The 22,424-nt window shown below is 43.6% G+C and carries 25 protein-coding genes; 14 read left to right on the top strand and 11 right to left on the bottom strand.

Translation table 11 applies throughout. The features are described 5' to 3' along the window. The first annotated feature begins 28 nt into the window (after positions 1-28). The 3 genes from F0229_RS17780 (at position 29) to F0229_RS17770 (ending at position 1,913) form a co-directional block, all read left to right on the top strand. Positions 29-940, top strand: coding sequence for a transcriptional regulator (locus F0229_RS17780; protein WP_171733376.1), 912 nt, complete (start codon positions 29-31; stop codon positions 938-940). 1 nt (position 941) lies between these two features. After that, positions 942-1,457, top strand: coding sequence for a regulatory protein ToxS (locus F0229_RS17775; RefSeq protein ID WP_050653752.1), 516 nt, complete (start codon positions 942-944; stop codon positions 1,455-1,457). 135 nt (positions 1,458-1,592) lie between these two features. Continuing rightward, the gene (locus tag F0229_RS17770) at positions 1,593-1,913 is read left to right on the top strand and encodes a SelT/SelW/SelH family protein (RefSeq protein WP_017062204.1); all 321 of its coding nucleotides are present in this window, start codon (positions 1,593-1,595) and stop codon (positions 1,911-1,913) included. A 24-nt stretch (positions 1,914-1,937) separates the two neighbouring features. Here the strand turns inward: F0229_RS17770 and yfcE are convergent, their stop codons facing one another. The 5 genes from yfcE to F0229_RS17745 are packed head-to-tail and all read right to left on the bottom strand — an operon-like array spanning position 1,938 to position 4,800. Next, positions 1,938-2,483 (bottom strand): phosphodiesterase, encoded by a 546-nt coding sequence (yfcE, locus tag F0229_RS17765; RefSeq protein WP_017068995.1) that lies wholly within the window; start codon positions 2,481-2,483, stop codon positions 1,938-1,940. A 47-nt stretch (positions 2,484-2,530) separates the two neighbouring features. After that, complete coding sequence (locus F0229_RS17760; RefSeq protein ID WP_171733375.1) at positions 2,531-2,938, bottom strand: CBS domain-containing protein; 408 nt, start codon at positions 2,936-2,938, stop codon at positions 2,531-2,533. After that, entirely contained in the window at positions 2,935-3,285 is a 351-nt protein-coding gene (locus F0229_RS17755; protein ID WP_017062207.1) for a P-II family nitrogen regulator, read from the bottom strand. The genes F0229_RS17760 and F0229_RS17755 overlap by 4 nt, the downstream gene beginning before the upstream one ends. Beyond that, on the bottom strand, positions 3,275-4,069 hold the full coding sequence (locus F0229_RS17750; protein WP_017066002.1) for a DUF1538 domain-containing protein: 795 nt from the start codon (positions 4,067-4,069) through the stop codon (positions 3,275-3,277). The genes F0229_RS17755 and F0229_RS17750 overlap by 11 nt, the downstream gene beginning before the upstream one ends. Beyond that, entirely contained in the window at positions 4,066-4,800 is a 735-nt protein-coding gene (locus tag F0229_RS17745; protein ID WP_017072437.1) for a DUF1538 domain-containing protein, read from the bottom strand. The genes F0229_RS17750 and F0229_RS17745 overlap by 4 nt, the downstream gene beginning before the upstream one ends. Before the next feature lie 289 nt (positions 4,801-5,089). Here F0229_RS17745 and F0229_RS17740 point away from each other — a divergent pair, with 289 nt between their 5' ends. The 6 genes from F0229_RS17740 to F0229_RS17715 all read left to right on the top strand — a co-directional run bounded on the left by F0229_RS17740 (position 5,090) and on the right by F0229_RS17715 (position 10,205). Beyond that, positions 5,090-6,004 carry a TIGR01777 family oxidoreductase gene (locus F0229_RS17740; RefSeq protein WP_171733374.1) on the top strand — a complete coding sequence of 305 codons (915 nt, stop codon included), beginning with the start codon at positions 5,090-5,092 and terminating at the stop codon, positions 6,002-6,004. A gap of 43 nt (positions 6,005-6,047) precedes the next feature. After that, positions 6,048-6,875: an SDR family oxidoreductase gene (locus F0229_RS17735; RefSeq protein WP_017061923.1), complete on the top strand. Its 828-nt coding sequence runs from the start codon at positions 6,048-6,050 to the stop codon at positions 6,873-6,875. Between the two features lie 396 nt (positions 6,876-7,271). Then, positions 7,272-8,126: a co-chaperone YbbN gene (locus F0229_RS17730; protein ID WP_017061924.1), complete on the top strand. Its 855-nt coding sequence runs from the start codon at positions 7,272-7,274 to the stop codon at positions 8,124-8,126. A gap of 197 nt (positions 8,127-8,323) precedes the next feature. Then, positions 8,324-9,253 carry an SPFH domain-containing protein gene (locus tag F0229_RS17725; RefSeq protein WP_017063395.1) on the top strand — a complete coding sequence of 310 codons (930 nt, stop codon included), beginning with the start codon at positions 8,324-8,326 and terminating at the stop codon, positions 9,251-9,253. Between the two features lie 3 nt (positions 9,254-9,256). Beyond that, positions 9,257-9,706, top strand: a complete 450-nt coding sequence (locus tag F0229_RS17720; RefSeq protein ID WP_017061926.1) for an NfeD family protein — start codon at positions 9,257-9,259, stop codon at positions 9,704-9,706. Positions 9,707-10,025: 319 nt separating this feature from the next. Continuing rightward, positions 10,026-10,205, top strand: coding sequence for a hypothetical protein (locus F0229_RS17715; protein ID WP_017061927.1), 180 nt, complete (start codon positions 10,026-10,028; stop codon positions 10,203-10,205). A gap of 76 nt (positions 10,206-10,281) precedes the next feature. On the opposite strand, the gene cueR is transcribed toward F0229_RS17715, so the two are convergent. The 5 genes from cueR to zipA form a co-directional block, all read right to left on the bottom strand. Further along, positions 10,282-10,674, bottom strand: a complete 393-nt coding sequence (cueR, locus tag F0229_RS17710) for a Cu(I)-responsive transcriptional regulator (RefSeq protein WP_017061928.1) — start codon at positions 10,672-10,674, stop codon at positions 10,282-10,284. A 93-nt stretch (positions 10,675-10,767) separates the two neighbouring features. Continuing rightward, positions 10,768-11,574, bottom strand: coding sequence for a DUF2057 family protein (locus tag F0229_RS17705; protein WP_017068999.1), 807 nt, complete (start codon positions 11,572-11,574; stop codon positions 10,768-10,770). Between the two features lie 98 nt (positions 11,575-11,672). Continuing rightward, positions 11,673-12,815: a porin gene (locus F0229_RS17700; RefSeq protein WP_171733373.1), complete on the bottom strand. Its 1,143-nt coding sequence runs from the start codon at positions 12,813-12,815 to the stop codon at positions 11,673-11,675. A 525-nt stretch (positions 12,816-13,340) separates the two neighbouring features. Beyond that, entirely contained in the window at positions 13,341-15,353 is a 2,013-nt protein-coding gene (gene ligA, locus F0229_RS17695; protein WP_171733372.1) for an NAD-dependent DNA ligase LigA, read from the bottom strand. Positions 15,354-15,445: 92 nt separating this feature from the next. Then, positions 15,446-16,489, bottom strand: coding sequence for a cell division protein ZipA (gene zipA / locus F0229_RS17690; protein WP_065583817.1), 1,044 nt, complete (start codon positions 16,487-16,489; stop codon positions 15,446-15,448). 229 nt (positions 16,490-16,718) lie between these two features. On the opposite strand from zipA, the gene cysZ reads away from it, so the two are divergent. The 5 genes from cysZ to crr all read left to right on the top strand — a co-directional run bounded on the left by cysZ (position 16,719) and on the right by crr (position 21,720). Beyond that, the gene (cysZ, locus tag F0229_RS17685; RefSeq protein WP_029235129.1) at positions 16,719-17,477 is read left to right on the top strand and encodes a sulfate transporter CysZ; all 759 of its coding nucleotides are present in this window, start codon (positions 16,719-16,721) and stop codon (positions 17,475-17,477) included. 237 nt (positions 17,478-17,714) lie between these two features. Beyond that, entirely contained in the window at positions 17,715-18,683 is a 969-nt protein-coding gene (gene cysK / locus F0229_RS17680; RefSeq protein ID WP_017061934.1) for a cysteine synthase A, read from the top strand. A 302-nt stretch (positions 18,684-18,985) separates the two neighbouring features. Further along, a complete protein-coding gene (locus F0229_RS17675; RefSeq protein ID WP_004734263.1) occupies positions 18,986-19,243 on the top strand; it encodes an HPr family phosphocarrier protein in 258 nt (85 codons plus the stop codon). Positions 19,244-19,379: 136 nt separating this feature from the next. Beyond that, entirely contained in the window at positions 19,380-21,104 is a 1,725-nt protein-coding gene (ptsI, locus tag F0229_RS17670) for a phosphoenolpyruvate-protein phosphotransferase PtsI (protein WP_017063391.1), read from the top strand. Positions 21,105-21,210: 106 nt separating this feature from the next. Continuing rightward, positions 21,211-21,720, top strand: coding sequence for a PTS glucose transporter subunit IIA (gene crr / locus F0229_RS17665; protein ID WP_004737851.1), 510 nt, complete (start codon positions 21,211-21,213; stop codon positions 21,718-21,720). Between the two features lie 485 nt (positions 21,721-22,205). Here crr and F0229_RS17660 read toward each other — a convergent pair. Then, on the bottom strand, positions 22,206-22,424 hold a 219-nt coding region (locus tag F0229_RS17660), incomplete at its 5' end, for a flagellin (RefSeq protein ID WP_253659224.1).

Raw genomic sequence — 22,424 nt, 5'->3', positions numbered from 1 at the left:
CCAAAACAATCCAAAATAGAAGAATTCAATGAGTAATATCGGCACAAAGTTTATTCTCGCACAACGGTTCGTATTCGACCCAAACAGCAATTCACTTGTCGATCAAATGAGCGACGGTGAAGTCGTACGTCTTGGTAGCAATGAAAGCCGCATTCTCTTGATGCTGTCAGAAAGGCCTAATGAAGTTATCACTCGTAATGAATTGCATGAGTATGTTTGGCGAGACCAAGGCTTTGAGGTGGATGACTCAAGCTTAACGCAAGCCGTATCGACTCTGAGAAAGATGCTCAAAGACTCGACTAAATCTCCTGAATTCGTAAAGACAGTACCGAAGCGCGGTTACCAATTTATTGCGACCGTTGAGCGCTCTGCGCCACTGTCATCAAATGATCAGCCAGTAGCCGCTGAAATTGCAGAAAATGACGTTGAACCTATCCTAACGTTTGCAACGCCGGCAGCGACTGAACAAGCAATCACTGACACATTTGAACCTGAGCCAATTACAAAAGTTCAACAAACTAAAGTGGCAGTAGAACCAGCAACCGCTCCTGTTGTAGCTCCGGCTAAAAGCACCAATAAATGGTTAACATTTTGGTTACTGCTTGCCGCTTTCATCATGCCGATTCTCGTTTTAACGTTTACTACCCCGGTGGAGTCCGAGTTCACGGTTTTGACTGAAGTGGATGGTGTAAAGGTTCAATCACCGGTTAACCACCCAGACCTCAGCAGTTGGCTGCCAGCAATAGAAAAGTGTGTGTTAAGTTACAACACGAGTCACACTGGTGTGTTAAAGCCGGTTGAAGTGATCGCTACAGGAGGACAAACCAATAACCTTGCCCTCAATTACATTCACCCGCAAGATTACTCGAGCGAAAATGTAACCCTAAGAATTTACGCAAACCAGTCGGATGTAAACGACATTTGTAACGGTGGTAAGTAACATGAAATTAAAAGTATCGATTATCTTACTGGTTCTATCGGCATTTTTGAGCGGTTGGTTATATTGGAGCAGCGATGCAAAAGTAGAGCGCTTACTCACTCAGCATGAATGGCAGTCGAGAATGGTGACGCTGATTAGCGATAACAAGCAAGCTGACTCAATAGGCCCACTTCGTAGAGTTGAACTATCATCGAATGCGAAATACCTACCAAATGGTACATATTTAAGAATGTCAGTGGTTAGACTTTACGGTAATCAAACTGAGCCTGCGAATGTCATCAACATCTCTGAAACGGGTCAGTGGGATATTAACGATAACTACTTACTGGTTTCGCCAACGGAGTTTAAAGATGTGACCTCGGCTCAGCGCCAAGACTTTTCAGAAGAACAGCTAGAGCTGATCACTCAAGTCATTAAGATGGACGCAGAGCAAAGCCGCCGCATAGATATTGTTAACCCGAAGGCACTGCTACTGACTAGCTTAAATCATGGTTCTACCGTATTGTTTTCAAACTAAGATTGGATCGCTATTTACTGTTTATGAATAGCTGAATACCATGAAACGGTAAACCAATAGAAAAAAGGGGCATGAAGCCCCTTTTTTGTTAGCCGTTGGTATCAAATTACGGATGTAGCATTTTAAGGATTAACCATGAAAACGGAACAACCTAATCTGGCGCCAGCGAAAGAGACAGCAACAAAAGCCACAATCGCGATACACTATTGCCGTCAATGCAATTGGATGCTTCGCTCTAGTTGGTTATGCCAAGAGCTACTGCATACCTTCAGCGAAGAAATTGAACAAGTGAGCTTACACCCAGACACAGGAGGCAGGTTCGAAATCTTTTGTAATGGTGTGCAGATTTGGGAAAGAAAAGCAGATGACGGTTTTCCAGAGGCGAAAGTTCTGAAGCAAAGAGTACGAAACATCATTGCTCCAGACAGAGATCTCGGCCACGTGGACTCAAAATAAGCCTTTCACAGCCGATCCAATGATTTAAAGCTGACCACTCACGAGAACATCACCTTCAAGGCTAATGACTTTGAAGGTATTGTTTTCATAGATGCCATAGCTTGCCGCGTGTCCCTCTCGTGGGAATGTCACCGAGCTAGGGTTAAAGATAAAGATGTCATCTTGGTATTCGGCGACAGGAATATGGGTATGACCGTGTGCAATGATATCGCCCGCCTTCAACGCAGGGCGTTTATTGGTGTTGTACAAATGGCCATGCGTTAGGAAGATACGCTGGCCTGATTCTAATAGCACCCACGAGTAATCCATCATCATTGGAAAAGACAACAACATCTGATCCACTTCGCTATCGCAGTTACCACGAACGGCAATGATCTCTTGAGAAAACGCATTCAACTTATCTGCAACCGCCGGCGGGTTGTATCCTTCTGGAATCGGATTTCTTGGTCCATGATTCAGAATGTCACCCAATAGAACTAAATATTGCGCACCAGATGCTTGGTAGAGTTCTAATACCTTTTCTGTTGCTGGCAGCGAACCGTGTAGGTCTGAAGCAAAAAATAATTTCACACGTACTTCTCCATAAAATTTATGAGCCTATTGTACGTATCTAAATGCTACACGTCATCTCTCGCCATACTATTGATCACGATATTATTGTAACTAACCATACCGACTATCTTGTTATCACGAACTACTGGCGCACGACTGATACCAAAGCGTTCAAACAGGCGAGCGCAATACTTTACGTTCATCTCAGCAGACACGCTTAGCGCTGGCTTGGTCATGATCTCATAAACATTGGTTCGCTTTGGAGATCGGTTCTTAGCCAGTACTTTCTTGGCAATGTCATTCATCAATACGATGCCGTATTCGTCATCTTCGTGGCGTTTATCGACAATGATTGCCTTCACTTTGTGCTTTTTAGCCATCTCTATCGCTTCTAACACCGTGGTTAGCCCATCGATAATCACATACGTATTGGCCATGACATCGCCTACTCGGATCTTTTCACTGGTACTCATAGCTCATCCTCCACAACCTTTGTTAACGTCTCGACTTGATGCGCAACCCCGACTGCGTCTTCGATATCGATCTGCACCGCTATACCTTGTCCTGACTCCTGGTCAAACTCACCGACTTCGCCAATAGTTTCAAGAATATGCCTCGCTAAGTGTTCCTCAACCACAAACAGCAACACATCTTTTTGTACCTCTAGCGTTAGGCCAAAGAAGGTGGTTTTTTGGTTTAAGCCTTGCCCTCTGGCGTTGTTAATCACCGTTGCTCCAGTCGCGCCCGCATCACGCGCGGCATCGAGCACAGTGTCGGTCTTGCTCTCTTCTACAAACGCTAAGATAAGTTTAAAGCGCATCTTTGCTCTCCTTAGAGGTGTGTAAACGGTTTAACCATTGTGTTATTTGGGCATAGCCCATCACTGAAATGATGGGAAATAAGCTGGCAAAGGCGATCAACCCAAAGCCATCAATAACAGGGTTTCTTCCTGGTACGGTTGAAGCGAGTCCAAGCCCGAGCGCCGTCACTAAAGGGACTGTCACCGTTGATGTAGTGACGCCACCCGAATCGTAGGCCAATGGAATAATGAGTTTTGGGGCGTAAAAGGTTTGAATGACCACGACGACATAACCAAAAATGATGTAGTAGTGGATCGGGTCACCCGCAACGATACGGTAGCTGCCCAGTGAGATACCGATAGCAACGCCCAATGCCACGGCGATCCTCAGCCCATTGACGCTGATACTGCCACCGGAAACTTGGTTCGCCTTAATCGCTACAGCAATCAAAGAGGGCTCGGCTATCGTGGTGCTGAAACCAATACAAAACGCAAACAGGTAAACCCAGTAATAATCAAACCAAACCAAAGCAAGACCAGAACTGATCTTAAACTCAGTCAAAAAGCTTGGCTCGGTGAGTTGCATTGCCATCGTCTCCCCTAGAGGGAATAACGCGAGCTCCAATCCCATCAAAAAGAGTGATAAGCCAAGAATGACGTAGAAGAAACCGATCAGCACTTTGGCTAGGTTATTGACTGGCTTTCGTAATACCGCCAACTGAAAACCGAAGATGATGATCGCAATCGGGATCACATCCATCACAGTGCCGAGAAAGGTGTCGATAAATTGTTGAACACTGATCATGTCACCACCATCCCGTACACCATGACAAACATCATCGGCAGCAACGAAGCAAACGCGATCAACCCAAAACCATCTATCATCGGATTACGCCCTTTAATTGCCGAGGCTAAACCCACCCCTAACGCAGTTACTAATGGGACGGTGATCGTCGATGTCGTTACTCCACCAGAGTCATACGCAATTCCAATGATGTTTTCCGGAGCAAATGCAGTGAGCACGACCACTCCAATATATCCACCGATGATCATGTACTGGATTGGCCAACCTTTTAAGATTCTCAGCACACCGAGTAAAATAGCGATACCGACTGACAGTGCCACAGTAAAGCGCAGGCCATTGGCATACTGCTCCATTTCATCTAACGTATTGGGGATTACACCTCCCTCAGCTGCCACTTCTGCGGCTTCGGCAGCGACTGCGGTTAACGCTGGCTCGGCTATGGTGGTACCAAAACCCAAACAAAAAGCGAAGATCAATAACCAGAACACACTCCCCTTTCTGGCAAATGCTTGAGCCATCGATTCGCCAATTGGAAACAACCCCATTTCAAGGCCAAAGATAAAGAAAGTGAGTCCAAAAACGACGAGCACTAAGCCAGTCAGAATAGATAAAAGATGAGGAAGTGGCTCTTGTAAGACAGCAAGCTGGAAGAAAGCGATTACCGCCACGATTGGCAATAGATCCCTCAGGCTACCTAACATGGATCGAAACAAAGCAAGCACCGCCGTCATCGCAATTCCTTGTCGCTGATTATGAATTAATAATAATCATGGCAAATCCTTATCATTGCTTATGTGACAAATATTACGCAGTTGGTAACATATCCGAGTAAAGTGCATAAGTGTGATGACGGTACACATCCTGACTTGATGAATTTAATTTCACTCCTTTGTAAATTGAAAAAGGCGTAATTTGGGCATCACACGATTGAAACCTTATGATCGTTATAGTGATTTTTTCGTATTGATTGGCGACTAAAAACAAGCCATGTCTATAATTATGTTTAATAGGGAGATTGGTATGAAGATATTGTTAACGGGTGGTACTGGATTTATTGGCTCTGAATTGGTCAAGAGTTGGAACACTGACGACGTGACATTGCTGACGCGGAGTCCTGAAAATGCCAAGCAAAACCTAAATCACCTCAACCAGAACAACCTTCATTACATTCAATCCCTTGATGAGCTCAGTGATCTCAATGACTTTAATGTGGTGGTCAACCTCGCGGGTGAGCCGATTGCCGATAAGCGTTGGAGTACAGAACAAAAAGAGAGGATCTGTAACAGCCGCTGGCACATCACTGAAAAGCTGGTCGAATTAATTCATGCCAGTAGCAACCCGCCACACGCTTTTATTAGCGGTTCAGCCGTGGGTTACTATGGCGATCAACAGCAGCACCCGTTTGACGAGTCACTGCAAGTAGAAGATGAAAGCTTTCCTCATAAAGTCTGTGCCCACTGGGAAGAGATAGCCAAGAGAGCACAATCAGAAAGCACACGCGTGATACTACTGCGAACAGGGGTTGTACTTGGCGAGAATGGCGGCGCACTCAAGAAGATGCTATTGCCTTATAAACTCGGCGTCGGTGGTCCAATAGGTTCAGGTGAGCAGTACATGCCATGGATTCACATTCTCGATATGGTGAGAGCCATCAATCACTTGTTGTCACTCCCCCACGCTCAAGGGGAATTCAATATGTGTGCCCCTCACCCTGTGACCAACAAACTGTTCAGCAGCACGTTAGCGAAACAATTAGGCAGACCGCATTTCTTATTCACGCCGAAATGGGCAATGTCGATTCTCATGGGGGAATCATCTTGTTTGCTATTTGACAGCATTCGCTCCAAGCCGAAGAAACTCACTGAGATGGGATTCATCTTTAGTTACTCAAGAATCGAGCCAGCACTAAAAAACTTGTTACAACATCAAGACTAATTCTTTACCCTAGAGCGATAGAGACTCTAATAAAGGATTAAGTGTGAACAAGTCGATTCTAATTACCGGTTGCTCAACAGGTATTGGCTATACATGTGCTCATGCACTTCAAAAGCGTGGTTTTCATGTCATTGCATCTTGTCGTGATCCACAAGATGTTCAACGCCTTCAAGATGAAGGCCTCACCTGTATTCAATTAGATCTTTCCAACCAAGAAAGTATTGAGCATGGCGCCAAGCTTGCTATTGATCTCGCACCTAATGGATTGTATGGATTATTCAATAACGGTGCTTACGGTCAAGCAGGGGCACTAGAAGACTTACCGACCCAAGGACTCAGAGAACAATTCGAAACCAACTTCTTTGGTTGGCATCATCTCGTCTGTCAGATCCTTCCGCACATGCGCGAGCGTGGCGAAGGTCGAATCGTACAAAACAGTTCCGTATTAGGTTTTGCAGCCATGAAGTATCGTGGTGCTTATAATGCTTCTAAATTCGCGATTGAGGGTTGGACAGATACCTTACGATTAGAACTGCATGGCAGCGGTATACAGATCTCATTACTGCAACCAGGGCCAATTGAGACTCAATTTAGAACCAATGCCTTGAAAGCGTTCAATAAATGGATCAACATTTCTGGCAGCGCCCACCAAGACGCTTACCAACAACAAAAAGATCGACTCGAAAAAGAATCATCGAATAACGCTTTTGTCCTGCCTCCAGAAAGTTGTATTGAGCCGGTATTCCATGCTCTCACCGCCGACAAACCCAAGCTAAGATACCGAGTTACGACCCCGACTAAAGTGTTCGCGGTATTGAAAAGGATTCTACCGAGTCGCTTGCTAGACCCTATTTTGAGAAAAGCTGCATAAATTACTAACTTTGAATGCAGAGTCGCAAACTTTAATGTAACGATGTAATTTTTCCGTAACAATAAGATGTCATGATTATCCTATCCCATCAGTTATTCCCAATTGATGGTTCTACTCTGGAAATCTCATGACTTTAAACCGCCTTAATTGGGTAGGTGTGGGTCTGGCGATCACGTTGTTTATTCTGTTTTGAGTATCTCACGCAACGCCTCACTGACTACCTCGATGATAACGCTATGCCTTCCATGTTGAGATAACAATTATATCAACATCGAAGCATAGCGTTTTTCTATTTTTGGTTCTTTTTATCCGAGATAACCGAGTTAGATCTTGAAGTTACCGACTAACCCCCCCATATTTGCAACGTATCCACAAAACAAACCTCAAGGAACGTAAATGCAATCTCCGCATATTGTTGAACTTAATGAGCAGAACTTTCGTCAAGTATTAGAAGGTTCGATGCAGACCCCTGTACTCATCCATTTTTGGGCACCAATGAGCCAAGAGAGCGCCCAAGTCATTCCTGAACTGCAAACTTTAACTCAGCAATACAACGGTGCCTTCACCTTAGCCCTGCTCAATTGCGAACAAGAGCAAGCTATTGCTAGCCAGTTTGGTGTTCAAGCACTGCCCACTATTGCACTGTTTGTTAATGGTCAGCCAGTCGATGGGCTCGGTGGCCCTCAAAGCATAGAAGCTATTGTCGATATGCTCAGCAAACACCTTCCTAGCCAAGATGAACTTGCTTTGCGTCAGGCTCTTGAGCAAATGCAAGCTGGCGAGCACACACAGGCACTAGCAGCAATGCAGCAACTTCCAGCAGAGCTGACGAATAAAGGTGAAGTAAAACTGGCGATCGCAGAGTGTTTGTTAGAAACGCAACAATTTGACCTTGCTGAAACTCAGCTAGCAACTATCCCTCTTGAGTACCAAGACAACTACTACAAAGGCTTAGTTGCAAAGCTTGAACTTCATAAACAAGCAGCAGACAGCCCTGAAATACAAGCATTAGAAGCAGCTCTTCAGCAAAATCCGAGCGACGCTAAAACAGCATCTGAATTAGCATTGCAATATCACCAAGTGAACCGCAGTGAAGAAGCTATGGATCTATTATGGTCTTTCCTAGCCAAAGATCTTAATGCTCTCGATGGTGACATGAAGAAAGAGTTCATGGACATCTTGAGTGCGCTTGGACAAGGTAACCCAGTTGCCAGTAAGTACCGTCGACAACTGTACTCTCTGCTTTACTAGTTAAACCTAAAAAGCCGTAGATTAAACATCGAAAATTGACAATTCAATCAATTAGTTTATCGCATAATAGAATGTAAAATGGGCCATAAAATCAATATTTTATGGCCCATTTCTCGTTTATAAATTTGCTCAGAATTTAAATATGAGCCAGTATCAATACTGAACTATCAAAAACTCAAACTTGCAAAGGATTTTGTATGCCTATTGATACCTTGATTACTATCGGCGTCTTTACTGCCGTCGCACTGTTATTTATCTTCGCTGGCGTAAAAACCGTTCCACAAGGCAACAACTGGACCGTTGAACGCTTCGGGCGATACACACACACCCTTAAACCGGGTCTTAACTTAATCATTCCATTTATTGATAAAGTTGGACAGCGCATCAGCATGATGGAGCGTGTTCTCGACATCCCAGCACAAGAAGTCATCTCCAAAGATAATGCAAATGTGGTTATCGATGCGGTTTGTTTTGTTCAAGTTATCGACGCGCCTAAGGCAGCTTATGAAGTGAATGACCTTGAACATGCGATCCGTAACTTAACCCTCACCAATATCCGTACTGTGCTTGGCTCGATGGAACTGGATGAGATGCTGAGTCAGCGTGACATGATCAATACCAAGCTACTGAACATCGTTGATGAAGCGACAAACCCTTGGGGCGTAAAAGTCACCCGTATCGAAATTAAAGACGTACAGCCACCAGCAGACCTTACTGCTGCGATGAATGCCCAGATGAAAGCCGAGCGTAATAAACGTGCTGATATCTTAGAAGCAGAAGGTGTACGACAAGCTGAGATCTTGAAAGCAGAAGGCCACAAGCAATCAGAGATCCTGAAAGCAGAAGGTGAGAAGCAAGCGGCAATATTGCAAGCAGAAGCCCGTGAGCGTGCCGCAGAAGCAGAAGCTAAAGCGACAGAAATGGTATCAACGGCAATTGCTCAAGGTGACATGCAAGCGGTCAATTACTTCATTGCACAAGGTTACACCGACGCATTGAAATCTATAGGCCAAGCTGAAAACGGCAAGATCATCATGCTACCACTCGAAGCAACTGGCCTTATGGGTTCTGTAGCGGGTATCGCGGAGATGTTTGCACATAAGAATGACAAAGGTAGTAAGGACTAACTTATGGTCGAATTACTAGAACAAGTAAACCACTGGCATTGGTTAGCTTTTGGTCTAGCATTGTTAGCGCTTGAGCTAATTGGAACCGCTGGTTACTTTTTATGGATAGGCATATCTGCCATGCTGGTCGGTGCCCTATTAGGAGCATTACCAATTGGTTGGCAGATGCAATGGCTGTCCTTTGCTAGCTTCTCTCTTATTACCACTTGGTTGTGGTGGAGAAGACAACTCTCGAATGACAAGCAATCGGATGCAGGGCGAGAGTTAAACCAAAGAGAAAAGCAATTGGTAGGTCAAACCGTTATTTTAAGTGAAGACGTAAAGAAAGGTAGCTGTCGAATTAAGTTCGGTGACTCTTCTTGGTCAGCAAAGGCCAGTCAAGATATTCCATCTGGCACCGAAATTAAGATTGTCGCTTTAGACGGAATAGTTCTAATAATAGAACCTTTATAATCAAGTGCTATATGGAGCCTGCATTTTCAATAAATGCAGGCTTTTTCTATTTTTGAACCTTAATAATATTCGAATTATCATTGCGATAGATTGAATTGAAAAAAAAATAAGTTCTTACTTCGTAAAGCTAAAAAGTTTGATTGAGCTAAAAAGGTATAAGAAAGCCAGATTTCTTACCCAATATATATATGAATAGTTAACCTTACTCTCGCTTATTTATAATCATTAAAAATGTTAAGTCCGTCCAATTTTTGAAATTTTCTTTTCCTTGTCCATACTTTCAATTATCTCAATTAGAGATAAACCTAATGGAGTTTGTATGAGACATTTTTTAATAATTCTAACGGCTATTTTCAGCTTGTCATTTGGAAGCGCTCTAGCGAGCAGTCAGTCTCCTGGTAACGGAAACATGGGGCCTATCGTTAAGTGTTCAGATGGTAACGCAGTCACTCATGTACCACTGTTGATCTGTAAACATTACGGCGGAAAGGTGCTGTGATAGGTGCTGTGATAGGTGATTAAAGTCAGGCTAGTAATGAAATTGCTGCCTGACGATTATTTAGAACTGGAATAACCTAACTGCGGCCAGATAGATTATTCAAGATAGGACATTCCGTTGAAGTATCTCCAGGGCAGTCATGTACCCAAGATTGTAGCTGCACCTTCATCTTGTTTAACTCCGCAAGCTTCAACTCTATTTCATCTAACTTCTGAGTAGCCTTCTTCTTTACTTCGTAGCTTTGTCTGTTGGGATTCATTGCCAACTCAACCAGTGACTTACACTCATCGAGAGTGAAACCAACCATTTTAGCTCTCAAAACGAACTCTAACTGTTCGATATGAATCTCGCCATATTGCCTGTAACCATTTTCTGATCGGTGCGGTGGGCTCATCATGCCTTTACTTTCGTAAAAACGAATGGATTTCGCTGTTGTACCAACACGCTTCGCTACTTCACCAATATTCACAATCTTACCTGTAAGCCTAAAATGAAAAACCGCAGTACTGCTGTTATACAATACTGCGGCTGAAAAACATAGCTAGGGTGTAACGTTAGAAACTTACTCTTGTTCTAACAACCAAATCATAGTTTGAGATTTTTCTTCACTGTCTAGCTTATTGAACCAGTATGAAACCATTTCGATCTCTTTTGAGCCTTCTAGTAATGCTGGGTTAGCGTTCTTACGGTTCTTGAATGCCCAATCTGTTACTGCAGATTGCTCTTCTTTGGTTGCTTCACCATACCAGTAATTCACCATCTCTTGTGCTTGTGATGCTTTTGGCTCTTCAGCAACTACTGCTGCTACTGGAACAGCCGCGACTGGAGCAACCGCGATAGCTGTATGATTATTTGCACCGTTATAAATTGTGTCGATATACGCCTTTGGTACGATAAAAGTCGTGCTCATGACTGAGTTTTGGCCTTCAAGCGTAAATTCTAAATTCTTTTGTCTTGCTTGCTGAATATCAGCGTCACTTAATGGAAACTTAATATATTGAGTCTTAGTACAGTGCTCGCTGCAGCTTTCTCTTGGTACTTGTCTATCTTCTAATTCTATCGTTTTACCAAAAAAACTAACCGTTTCGTACTCTTTGTAACTTTGGAAGTAACTCACGTCCATAGTAATTGAAGATTCTGGGGCAGTATTTGGTGTTACTTCTTTATTGTATGTAAAGTAAAGCGACGACTTGAGAATGTCTGCGCCTACATTTGCTCTATTTTCTGCTACGTAAGATTGACCGGTTACTTTAATGTAACCACCTTTGGGCTGCACATCCGCCACTGAATCTGCAAAATTACTTTTTGAATCGAGTGAACTACAAGCTCCCAAAAATAATGATAATACAACTACACTAACTTTATTCATTATGACTAATTCCTTATGTTCACTATGGAAAAACGCTGGCAAAATAATTTACCAGCGTTTTGATTTTATTTAACTATTTTTAAGCTGATAACTTTAGCTTAGAAACCGTACTCAAGACCAACGCGAGTTACGATATCTGTATCAGCGTCACCAACAGTACGACCCGCAACACGTAGGTAAGGTACGAAACCGTTGTGAACAGCCATTAGCTGACCAGAGATAGTGTTGCTATCTGAGTTAGCGTCTTTCTTACCGTTTGTTTCAGACTCAAGGTTAGCTGCGTAGCCTAGTTTGAAACCGATTGGACCATTCCAGTATTGGCCAATAACCGAGTAAGAATCTTGAGTTACTTTACGGAGACCGTTATCTAGCTCTTCGCCTTTATATGCTGCAGCAAAACCGAAACCTGCTGGTAGGCTAGCTTCGAAACCAACGATGTATGCGAATGTGTCATCATCGTACCCAGCCTCACCTTTAGTCTTAAGATAAGTATCACCTACGTTTACAGCGTTGTCGTCTGCATCTTTAATACCTGTTGTGTTAGCAATTGCCCATTCATCCTGAGTTGCCGCAACTACACGAGTACCAGATTCAACCGCACCCATTAATGTTACTTTCTCGAAGCTGTACTTAGCACTTGCGCCAACAAAGTTTGCGTCACGAGTTGCTGCACCACCACCGTTGTCGTTATCGTCACGACCAACAGAAGCTGCAAAAGAGAAACCGCCAAATTTAGCTGAATCGTAACGAACTTGGTTAGATTGACGATCGTAGTGACCGTTGATGCCGCCCCAATCGAATACAGAACCTAGACCAGGGTTAGAGAATGGCCAGTCGACGATTTCGTATAGTGGAGTAAGAACACGACCCACACGCAGGTTACCCCAAGAGCCAGAAGCACCAACGAACGTATCACGGAAACCAAGCACACCGCCTGAAACGCCGCCATGACCCCAGTCTGTGCTATCTACGTAGCCAGATTCAATCTGCATTGTGATTAATACGTCATCAAACATCTCTTTATGAGCACGGAAGCCGATACGAGATTCATTCTCTACAGCGTAACCAGTACTAGAGTCGTTGTTGTCAGTTGTGTTGTAGTTAACTAGAGAGATAGCTGCAACACCGTATACGTCAACGTTGAAATCAGAGTTGATACCAACTTCTTTCGCCATTACGCCTGTCGATAAAAGTGCAACGGATGCACCTAGTAGAGTACGTTTGAAAATTTTGTTTTCCATGGAATAAAACTCCTAAAAATGGATATAGCTGTTTGAATATTCCCCGCCTAAAGTTGGCCGCCGTAGAGAGAAATACCTTTTCTTGTTTGAGAACCCTAAACTCTGAATTCTCTATTTCCTTTCTGGTTATACACATCATGTGCATCCATGGCATTAAGACTAACTTCGCCCTCAAAAAGATCAATGAGAACTTAATTTTCATCTAAAAAAATATGAGTTGGTGCAAATTTAATAGGTACTTAGTGATCCAGATCGATAAATAGAAAAATCCTCACCAAAACAAAATCAATACCAATAAATTCAACAACTTGAGGTAATTATCACTTTGTGAAAATAGATATGACTCGCATTTTTGATACAACTACAATGGTATTTCATTAATGTTGAGCAGCGTCACTGTCCTGATTTTAGAGTTCGTATAGGAACAAAATTCTCAACAATTAAAAAGACATCTAATTTGCAGCAGACACAAAAAAAGCACTCCCTTTAAAGGAGTGCTTTTGAGCTTTTTTTACCTTGGTTTACTTACGAAATAAGTGCAATTAGATCTTCTTCTGTTCTTATTTCGATACCTAAATCTTGTGCTTTAGTCAGTTTAGAACCAGCGGCTTCACCCGCGAATAAGATATCCGTTTTCTTAGACACGCTGCCTGTAACTTTTGCACCTAACGCTTGGAGTGCCGCTTTCGCTTCACTTCGTCCCAATTGAGACAGTGAACCCGTTAGCACAACCACTTTGCCCTCTAGAGGTAATTCTTGGTCATCTGGCGCATCTTCAATCACAGGCCAGTTCACACCCAGTTCGATAAGCTGTTCAACGACCGCTCTGTTTTTCTCTTGTGAGAAGAAGCTGGTGATATGGCTAGCAACGATGTCACCAATATCTGACACTTCAACTAATTGTTCATGCGTTGCAGCTTGAACCAGTTCCAGCGTCTTAAAGTGTTGCGCTAAGTTCATCGCTGTCGCCTCACCGACTTCACGAATACCGAGTGAATAGAGGAAACGCGCTAACGTCGTGTCTTTAGCTTTATTCAACGCACTCACGACGTTCTGTGCCGATTTAGGACCCATTCGGTCAAGAACAGTAATCACGCCAGCACTTAGCTTAAATAAATCAGCAGGTGTTTCGACCATTTCACGGTCCACAAGCTGCTCAATAACTTTCACGCCCAGTCCATCAACGTCTAGCGCCTTTCTAGAAACAAAGTGCTTAAGCGCTTCTTTACGTTGAGCCTGACACACCAAACCGCCTGTACAACGCGCTACAGCCTCGCCTTCAACGCGTTCTACTGCAGAGTTACATACAGGGCAAGCATCAGGGAAAACAATGTCTCTAGCCGTTTCAGGGCGACGATCTAGTACAACAGCCACAATTTGCGGAATAACATCACCTGCACGGCGAATAATAACGCTGTCGCCTACCTTCACGCCTAAACGCGCAATCTCATCGGCATTGTGTAAAGTGGCATTGCTGACCGTCACGCCACCAACGAAGATAGGTTCAAGTTTAGCAACCGGCGTAATAGCGCCAGTACGGCCCACCTGAAATTCAACGTCATTGAGCAGTGTAATCTCTTCTTGAGCTGGGAACTTATAAGCAATTGCCCAACGTGGCGCTCGTGCAACAAAGCCAAGTACTTCTTGAGCCGCGATATCGTCGACTTTGATAACAACGCCATCAATCTCGTAAGCCAGAGCATCACGACGAGTCATAATATCTTGGTAATAGGCTTTCACGTCTTCGAGAGAGCTCAGTTGCTTAGTCTCGGGGCACATAGGTAAGCCCCAACCTTTAAGCTGTAAAAAGCGTTGGTAGTGACTATTTGATAGCTCAGCGCCTTGTACAACACCGACACTGTATGCGTAGAAAGCTAGCGGACGTTTCGCAGTAATACGAGAATCAAGCTGACGCAGGCTACCTGCGGCGGCATTACGTGGGTTAACAAATACTTTCTCGCCTTTCTTCAACGCCATCTCATTCAACTTATCGAAACCCGCTTTTGGCATAAACACTTCGCCACGAACTTCAATACGCTGCGGCCAGCCTTCACCTTGTAACTTAAGTGGGATAGAGCTGATCGTACGCACGTTTTCAGTGATGTTTTCACCCGTCGCACCGTCACCACGTGTCGCAGCCTGAACTAAAGTACCATTCACATAGAGTAGGCTAACGGCAAGGCCATCAAGCTTAGGTTCACAACAGAAAGTCTTGAGGTTAGCGGTTGGCGCTCTATCAGACATTCGCTTATTGAACGCATCCAAATCTTCATCAGAGAAAGCATTGTCCAGAGAAAGCATTGGGATCTCATGAGTCACTTGAGTGAAACCATCGAGAGGCTGACCACCAACACGTTGGCTCGGAGAATCTACCGTCACTAGTTCCGGGTTCTCTTCTTCGATCTTTAGCAATTGCTGCATTAATCGATCGTACTCGACATCAGGGATCTCAGGGCTATCTTCTACGTAATAACGAACGGCGTGATAATGCAGAGTTTCTCTTAACTGCTCTAAGGTAACTTGAATCGATTCTTTCATATCATTCTCTATCGTGATTGAAATATCAAAAAGGGCTCCCTTAGGAGCCCTTTTCTATAAATATAGATTATTTACAAGGCTAAACAATACGGCTAGGCATTCGATGCCGTCATAAAGTCTCTGATTTGCTTGCGGTAGTCAGATAAACGGTTTGGTGTCATTAAGTTGCGTGACTCATCCAACACGTTTCCGCCCATATCGTCAGCAATTTTCTGCGCCGCACTCAGCATCACATTGAAGTTTTGATCAGCTTGACCATAACAAGGCAACGTCATAAAGAACGAAATACCTTTAGTCGTGAAGTCAGCAGGATCATCATGTTCTAGCGTTCCTGGCTGCATCATGTTTGCAACGCTGAAAATAACCTTTGGTGCATCTGTAGATTGTGCAAAGCAGTGGTAAATAGACATCTCACCATAAGTTAAACCGTTGTTCTCCATGCTGCGGAAAAGTTCAGTCCCAACGAATGGGATCTCTCCAGCACAGTGAACATTAAGAACGATCACTTCTAAACCAAGTTCTTCATCTGGTTTTGCTTCTTCAACAGTCGCACTTTGCGGAGTCACGACTTCTTTCGCAACAACGGGCTCTCTTTGAGTAAGCGTTTCGTTTGGAACGACTGGCTCATCAACTGTTTCAGAAGGCTCTTCAAACGAACCGTACTGCACTTTAAAGCCGGCATGGTTTTCTTTTTGCTCGTCAGTCAACTCAAAGCTTGGAACTTCAGGCTCAACGTCCTTCTCTTCCTCAATCACTTCAGGTTCACTTTCAACCTTAATTGGGTCTTCTACGCTGAAAGAAGGAAGATCATTCAATTCGATGTCATCTTCGTAAGCTTCTTTCGCTTGTGGCGCTGTTAGCGGGTCTGAGTCGATCAGCGGATCAGTCTCAGAGGGTGAAACAGCAAAATCCGGCTCTTTACGTTCTTTTCGGATTATCTCAAAATCATCTTCTGGGGCGAATGAACGATTTGGAATAGTTTCGGCTTCATCTAAGCTGTCGTTATCAAGCTTACCGAGCGGCTTATCTCCAAACTTTGCTTTCCCTTCTTTTTTACTCGTCCATAGACCATGGAACAATAATGCGGCGATAGCTAATGCGCCAACAATAATGAGTACAAATCGCAATTCCTGCATTTTTCGCTCTCAGCTTTCTTAGTCAACTAGCTATAAACACGCTGTCACTAAGTTGGGTTAATTTGGCTAATCTCACTACTCTATCAAAAGTAGCCACTGTTTTAGAACAACTTAATACAATTAGTTCCTTACATGGTGTGATTTTCACCACGCTTTTTTTCTTAATTTCGGTCGAGTACACTAGACATGTTTGCTATTTAACCAAATTCACATGTGACCTAATTTAAATATGACTATTGAATCTGTTCCCCGCTCCGGCTTTGGCTATTTTATTTTCGGAATAAAAATCGCTTTATCACCGAGCATTCGTAAGTTTGTATTAATGCCACTTATCGCGAACGTGTTACTCGTAGGTGGTGCCTTGTTTTATATCTTCTCCAACCTAAACACTTGGATTGAAGGTTGGATTGGTGCATTGCCAAGTTTCTTGTCGTGGTTGTCATACATTTTATGGCCATTACTTGTGTTAACCGTCTTGGCCACATTCTCATATTTCTTTAGTACGCTCGCTAACTTCATTGCCGCACCGTTCAACGGTTTACTCGCGGAAAAAGTTGAAGAGTTGTTGAGCGGTAAAAAAGTTAATGACGATGGTTTACTTGATGTTCTCAAAGATACCCCACGTATATTAGCGAGAGAATGGCGCAAGCTTGTCTACATTCTGCCAAAAGCGATCGGTTTATTCCTACTTTTGTTAATTCCAGCACTAGGGCAAACCGTTGCTCCGTTTTTATGGTTCATTTTCACAGCATGGATGTTAGCGATTCAATACGCCGACTACCCGTTCGATAACCATAAAATCAAATTTGATGACATGAGAAACAATTTGAAACAAAAACAAGGCAAGAGCTACAGCTTTGGCGCGCTTGTTTCTGTGTTCACCACAATTCCAATTCTAAACCTGATCGTAATGCCCGTTGCCGTTTGTGGCGCGACAGCAATGTGGGTTGCTGAGTTTAAAGACCAAGCTCTACGTTCTCGTCTATAGTTCTCGTCTCTAACCCTTTCTACACTTCCTAGTTTCGCCTATCTTTTTGAAGTTCTGATTTCAATAAAGATAGGCGTCAATTCTGCTACATATCTATATGATATAACTTTTTAATCCTTTTACCTTTTTTTCAACTTGTTTAATCTAAATTCAAGCTGAACAAACATCGAAAGACACTAGACGGTAAAGTGATTGATATACTACGTTTAGTTCTGTCATTAAATGAAGGAATATCGCATGAGCAAGATCTACGAAGACAACACCCTAACGATTGGTAACACACCTCTAGTCCGCCTTAACAAAGTAAGCAAAGGTAACGTCCTAGCTAAGATCGAAGCTCGTAACCCAAGCTTCAGTGTTAAGTGCCGTATCGGTTCTAATATGATCTGGGAAGCAGAAAAAGCAGGTACTCTGAAGCCAGGTATCGAGCTTGTTGAACCTACTAGTGGTAACACTGGTGTTGCTCTTGCATTCGTAGCTGCGGCGCGCGGTTACAAGCTAACACTAACGATGCCTGAGTCAATGAGCCTAGAACGTCGTAAGCTGCTTAAAGCGCTTGGCGCAAACCTTGTGCTAACTGAAGCACCAAAAGGCATGAACGGCGCGATTGCTAAAGCAGAAGAGATTGTTGCTTCAGACCCAGACAAGTACCTACTACTTCAACAGTTCAACAACCCTGCTAACCCACAGATTCACGAGCAGACGACTGGTCCTGAAATTTGGGAAGCAACAGACGGCGAAATCGACGTGTTTGTAGCGGGTGTTGGTACGGGCGGTACTATCACTGGTACGAGTCGTTACATTAAAGGTGAAAAAGGCAAAGCGATTACTTCAGTCGCGGTTGAGCCGGCTGAGTCTCCAGTGATTGCACAGGCACTTGCAGGTGAAGAAATCAAACCAGCTCCACACAAAATTCAAGGTATCGGTGCAGGTTTCATCCCTGGAAACCTAGATTTAGAGATTATTGACCGTGTTGAATCGGTAACTTCTGAAGAAGCGATTGAGATGGCTCAACGCCTAATGAAAGAAGAAGGTATTCTTGCAGGCATCTCATCTGGCGCGGCAGTTGTAGCAGCAAACAGAATCGCCGAACTACCTGAATTTGCAGGAAAAACTATCGTTACTGTACTACCAAGCTCTGGTGAGCGTTACCTAAGCACAGCCCTATTTGCTGGCATCTTTACGGAAAAAGAGAACCAACAATAATATGTGGTCAAATCAATTTTTCGTCCAAAAAAGCCCCGTTTAGGGGCTTTTTTGTTGATCCCTGCCCCACCTTTGGTAATATCAGGTCTGTTTTATTTTTCGCTTCAAAATAAAAGAAGCAATAAACAAATTCTGAAAGTCATGAGTACTCAGCAAAAGACGACCATGGCTGGATAAAAATTTATAACCAGTCTAAGTTCTAACACGAACATGGCGTACTAGCCTCTAGCGCATTTGGGCTAAAGCAGTTAAGCTAATCTGGTTACAAACTTACAAAAAATAAATTAATTGGGGTATATAAAATGTACGAGAAGCAAGTAGAAATCACAGCAGAAAACGGTCTTCACACTCGTCCAGCTGCACAGTTCGTTAAAGAAGCAAAATCTTTCGACGCTGACATCACAGTGACTTCTAACGGCAAAAGCGCTAGCGCGAAAAGCCTGTTCAAACTACAAACTTTAGGCCTAGTAAAAGGTACTAACGTTACTATTTCAGCTGAAGGTCCTCAAGCTCAGCAAGCAGTAGACCACCTAGTTGCTCTTATGGATCAACTACACTAATACGGTCTCCTTCTTTCAAAGCCATTTTGCATAGCAAAGTGGCTTTGTTCGAAATAGATAGGAATAAGCGCGACATTAGTCGACGACTTAAAGTCACACACTCTCCCGTTTACAGTTGAACAACTAAGGTAAGGCTATGATTTCAGGCATCCTAGCATCTCCTGGTATTGCTTTCGGTAAAGCACTACTACTTCAAGAAGATGAAATTGTCCTAAACACTCAATCTATCTCTGACGACCAAGTTGAAGCAGAAGTACAGCGTTTCTTTGACGCTCGTAACAAATCTTCTCAACAGCTTGAAGTTGTTAAGCAAAAAGCACTTGAAACTTTTGGCGAAGAAAAAGAAGCAATCTTTGAAGGCCACATCATGCTGCTTGAAGATGAAGAGCTAGAAGAAGAGATTTTAGCACTCATCAAGAAAGAAAAAATGCACGCAGACAACGCGATCCACACTGTGATCGAAGAGCAAGCTTGTGCGCTTGAATCTCTTGATGATGAGTACCTAAAAGAACGTGCAACTGATATCCGCGATATCGGTACTCGTTTCGTTAAAAATGCTCTAGGCATCAACATTGTGTCTCTATCAGACATCAGTGAAGAAGTTATCCTAGTAGCTTACGACCTAACGCCATCTGAAACTGCACAAATCAACCTAGACTACGTTCTTGGTTTCGCTTGTGACATCGGCGGTCGTACATCTCATACTTCAATCATGGCACGTTCTCTTGAGCTTCCAGCTATCGTTGGTACTAACGATATCACTAAGCAAGTTAAGAACGGCGACATGCTTGTGCTAGACGCGATGAACAACAAAATCATCATCAACCCTTCTGAAGCTGAATTAGCAGAAGCTAAGAAAATCAAAGCAGATTTTGAAGCAGAAGCGGCTGAACTAGCAAAACTAAAAGATTTGCATGCTGAAACTCTAGACGGTCACCGTGTAGAAGTTTGCGGCAACATCGGTACAGTAAAAGACTGTGACGGTATCCTGCGTAACGGCGGTGAAGGCGTTGGTCTGTACCGTACTGAATTCCTATTTATGGACCGTGACGCGCTTCCTACTGAAGAAGAGCAATACGTTGCTTACAAAGAAGTAGCAGAAGCAATGGAAGGCGAGTCAGTGATTATCCGTACTATGGATATCGGTGGCGACAAAGACCTACCATACATGGACCTTCCACAAGAGATGAACCCTTTCCTAGGCTGGCGTGCAGTACGTATCAGCTTGGATCGTCGTGAAATCCTACGTGACCAACTACGTGGTATCCTACGTGCATCTGCACACGGTAAACTACGCATCATGTTCCCAATGATCATTTCTGTTGAAGAGATCCGTGAACTGAAAAAAGCAATCGAAGAGTACAAAGTTGAACTTCGCGCTGAAGGCCTAGCTTTCGATGAAGAAATCGAAATCGGCGTAATGGTTGAGACTCCAGCAGCTGCTGCAATCGCACACCACCTAGCGAAAGAAGTTTCTTTCTTCTCTATCGGTACTAACGACCTAACGCAATACACTCTTGCGGTAGACCGTGGTAACGAAATGATTTCTCACCTATACAACCCGCTATCTCCTGCTGTTCTTACAGTAATCAAACAAGTGATCGACGCATCACACGCTGAAGGTAAGTGGACTGGTATGTGTGGTGAGCTTGCTGGTGATGAGCGTGCAACGCTACTTCTCCTTGGTATGGGTCTAGATGAGTTCTCGATGAGCGGTATCTCTATCCCTAAAGTTAAGAAAGTAATCCGTAACTCTAACTTCGCTGAAGTTAAAGCTATGGCTGACGAAGCACTATCTCTACCAACAGCTGCTGAAATTGAAGCTTGCGTAGAAAAGTTCATCGCTGAGAAAACTCAGTAATCGCCAATAGCTTAATAACGTTAGACGGCTAAAAATAGTCGTCTAATTTGTTAGATTGGTATAGTATATTCTACAGAATAAAACTAAACGTTAGGAGCATGACACAATGGGTCTGTTTGACAAACTGAAAAAGCTTGTATCTGATGACAGCGCTGATGCTGGTGCAATCGAAATCATCGCACCTCTTTCTGGTGAAATCGTAAACATCGAAGATGTGCCAGATGTAGTTTTCGCTGAAAAAATCGTTGGTGACGGCATCGCGATCAAACCAGCTGGCGACAAAATGGTAGCTCCAGTTAACGGTACTATCGGTAAGATCTTCGAAACTAACCACGCATTCTCTATCGAGTCTGACGACGGTGTTGAGCTTTTCGTTCACTTCGGTATCGATACTGTTGAACTTAAAGGCGAAGGCTTCACTCGTGTAGCTGAAGAAGGTCAATCTGTTAAAGCTGGTGACACTATCATCACTTTCGACCTAGCGCTTCTAGAAGAGAAAGCGAAATCTACGCTTACTCCAGTTGTTATCTCTAACATGGACGAAATCAAAGAGCTGAACAAGCTTTCTGGTTCTGTAACTGTTGGCGAAACTCCAGTTCTTAAAGTAACTAAGTAATCTCGATTACTTATCTGCTTTAATTAAAACGCTACCTAAGGGTGGCGTTTTTTGTGCCTGCTATATAGTTCTAATGCCAGATTACCAGCCGCTTTAGCCTTATACCTAACAACTACAAATCCCCTTCTTCTTTGGGCCTCTCACGAACAGAGATCCCTGACATCTCGCTCGGTTCGATTCTGGGATGACGATTAAACACTATGGTTTAAGCCTGAGTGATTGTTACTCAAACCGACCTCTTCTATACAGTTAGCTATAGAGTCACCAATACCCAACTCCCGTCATTCCCTACAGTGAGGCACGAACGTGATAGGGAATCTCGCTTTCCAATCAACTACCAACACCACAACTCCCCTCTCTTCTCCAAATTTCAGGCAATAAAAAACCCAGCCGAAGCTGGGTCTGTTTAGCGCTCATCTCTCACCACGAGCTAATTTGTGGAAGCCTAACGTCAACACTATTGGTCAACGTGGCTTTTCAATCGATTAACCTAGTAGGCTAAGTGCCGAGTTCGGTGCTTGCTTCGCTTGAGCAAGAATCGAGCTTGAAGCTTGAGAAAGGATCTGAGACTTAGTCATCTGAGTCGTTTCTTTCGCGAAGTCGGTATCTTTAATACGGCTCTTAGATGCGTTAACGTTCTCGTTAATGTTGTCTAAGTTGCTGATAGCGTGGTCGAAACGGTTTTGGAAAGCACCTAGCTCAGC

Source organism: Vibrio sp. AIC-3 (assembly GCF_013114515.1).
Lineage (GTDB): Bacteria > Pseudomonadota > Gammaproteobacteria > Enterobacterales > Vibrionaceae > Vibrio > Vibrio crassostreae_C.
The sequence above is the reverse complement of the archived record's forward strand: the minus strand, read 5'-3'. Positions and strand labels throughout refer to the sequence as shown.

Bases quoted from the DNA above. Each gene is read 5' to 3' on its own strand.
- F0229_RS17755 (WP_017062207.1), bottom strand. From the start codon at position 3,285: ATGCGCTTTAAACTTATCTTAGCGTTTGTAGAAGAGAGCAAGACCGAC.
- F0229_RS17720 (WP_017061926.1), top strand. From the start codon at position 9,257: ATGGTCGAATTACTAGAACAAGTAAACCACTGGCATTGGTTAGCTTTT.
- zipA (WP_065583817.1), bottom strand. From the start codon at position 16,489: ATGCAGGAATTGCGATTTGTACTCATTATTGTTGGCGCATTAGCTATC.
- F0229_RS17675 (WP_004734263.1), top strand. From the start codon at position 18,986: ATGTACGAGAAGCAAGTAGAAATCACAGCAGAAAACGGTCTTCACACT.
- F0229_RS17705 (WP_017068999.1), bottom strand. From the start codon at position 11,574: ATGAATAAAGTTAGTGTAGTTGTATTATCATTATTTTTGGGAGCTTGT.
- F0229_RS17740 (WP_171733374.1), top strand. From the start codon at position 5,090: ATGAAGATATTGTTAACGGGTGGTACTGGATTTATTGGCTCTGAATTG.
- F0229_RS17770 (WP_017062204.1), top strand. From the start codon at position 1,593: ATGAAAACGGAACAACCTAATCTGGCGCCAGCGAAAGAGACAGCAACA.
- F0229_RS17715 (WP_017061927.1), top strand. From the start codon at position 10,026: ATGAGACATTTTTTAATAATTCTAACGGCTATTTTCAGCTTGTCATTT.
- ligA (WP_171733372.1), bottom strand. From the start codon at position 15,353: ATGAAAGAATCGATTCAAGTTACCTTAGAGCAGTTAAGAGAAACTCTG.
- F0229_RS17700 (WP_171733373.1), bottom strand. From the start codon at position 12,815: ATGGAAAACAAAATTTTCAAACGTACTCTACTAGGTGCATCCGTTGCA.
- cysK (WP_017061934.1), top strand. From the start codon at position 17,715: ATGAGCAAGATCTACGAAGACAACACCCTAACGATTGGTAACACACCT.
- F0229_RS17760 (WP_171733375.1), bottom strand. From the start codon at position 2,938: ATGAGTACCAGTGAAAAGATCCGAGTAGGCGATGTCATGGCCAATACG.
- F0229_RS17725 (WP_017063395.1), top strand. From the start codon at position 8,324: ATGCCTATTGATACCTTGATTACTATCGGCGTCTTTACTGCCGTCGCA.
- F0229_RS17775 (WP_050653752.1), top strand. From the start codon at position 942: ATGAAATTAAAAGTATCGATTATCTTACTGGTTCTATCGGCATTTTTG.
- F0229_RS17780 (WP_171733376.1), top strand. From the start codon at position 29: ATGAGTAATATCGGCACAAAGTTTATTCTCGCACAACGGTTCGTATTC.
- F0229_RS17730 (WP_017061924.1), top strand. From the start codon at position 7,272: ATGCAATCTCCGCATATTGTTGAACTTAATGAGCAGAACTTTCGTCAA.
- ptsI (WP_017063391.1), top strand. From the start codon at position 19,380: ATGATTTCAGGCATCCTAGCATCTCCTGGTATTGCTTTCGGTAAAGCA.
- cysZ (WP_029235129.1), top strand. From the start codon at position 16,719: ATGACTATTGAATCTGTTCCCCGCTCCGGCTTTGGCTATTTTATTTTC.
- F0229_RS17750 (WP_017066002.1), bottom strand. From the start codon at position 4,069: ATGATCAGTGTTCAACAATTTATCGACACCTTTCTCGGCACTGTGATG.
- F0229_RS17745 (WP_017072437.1), bottom strand. From the start codon at position 4,800: ATGACGGCGGTGCTTGCTTTGTTTCGATCCATGTTAGGTAGCCTGAGG.
- crr (WP_004737851.1), top strand. From the start codon at position 21,211: ATGGGTCTGTTTGACAAACTGAAAAAGCTTGTATCTGATGACAGCGCT.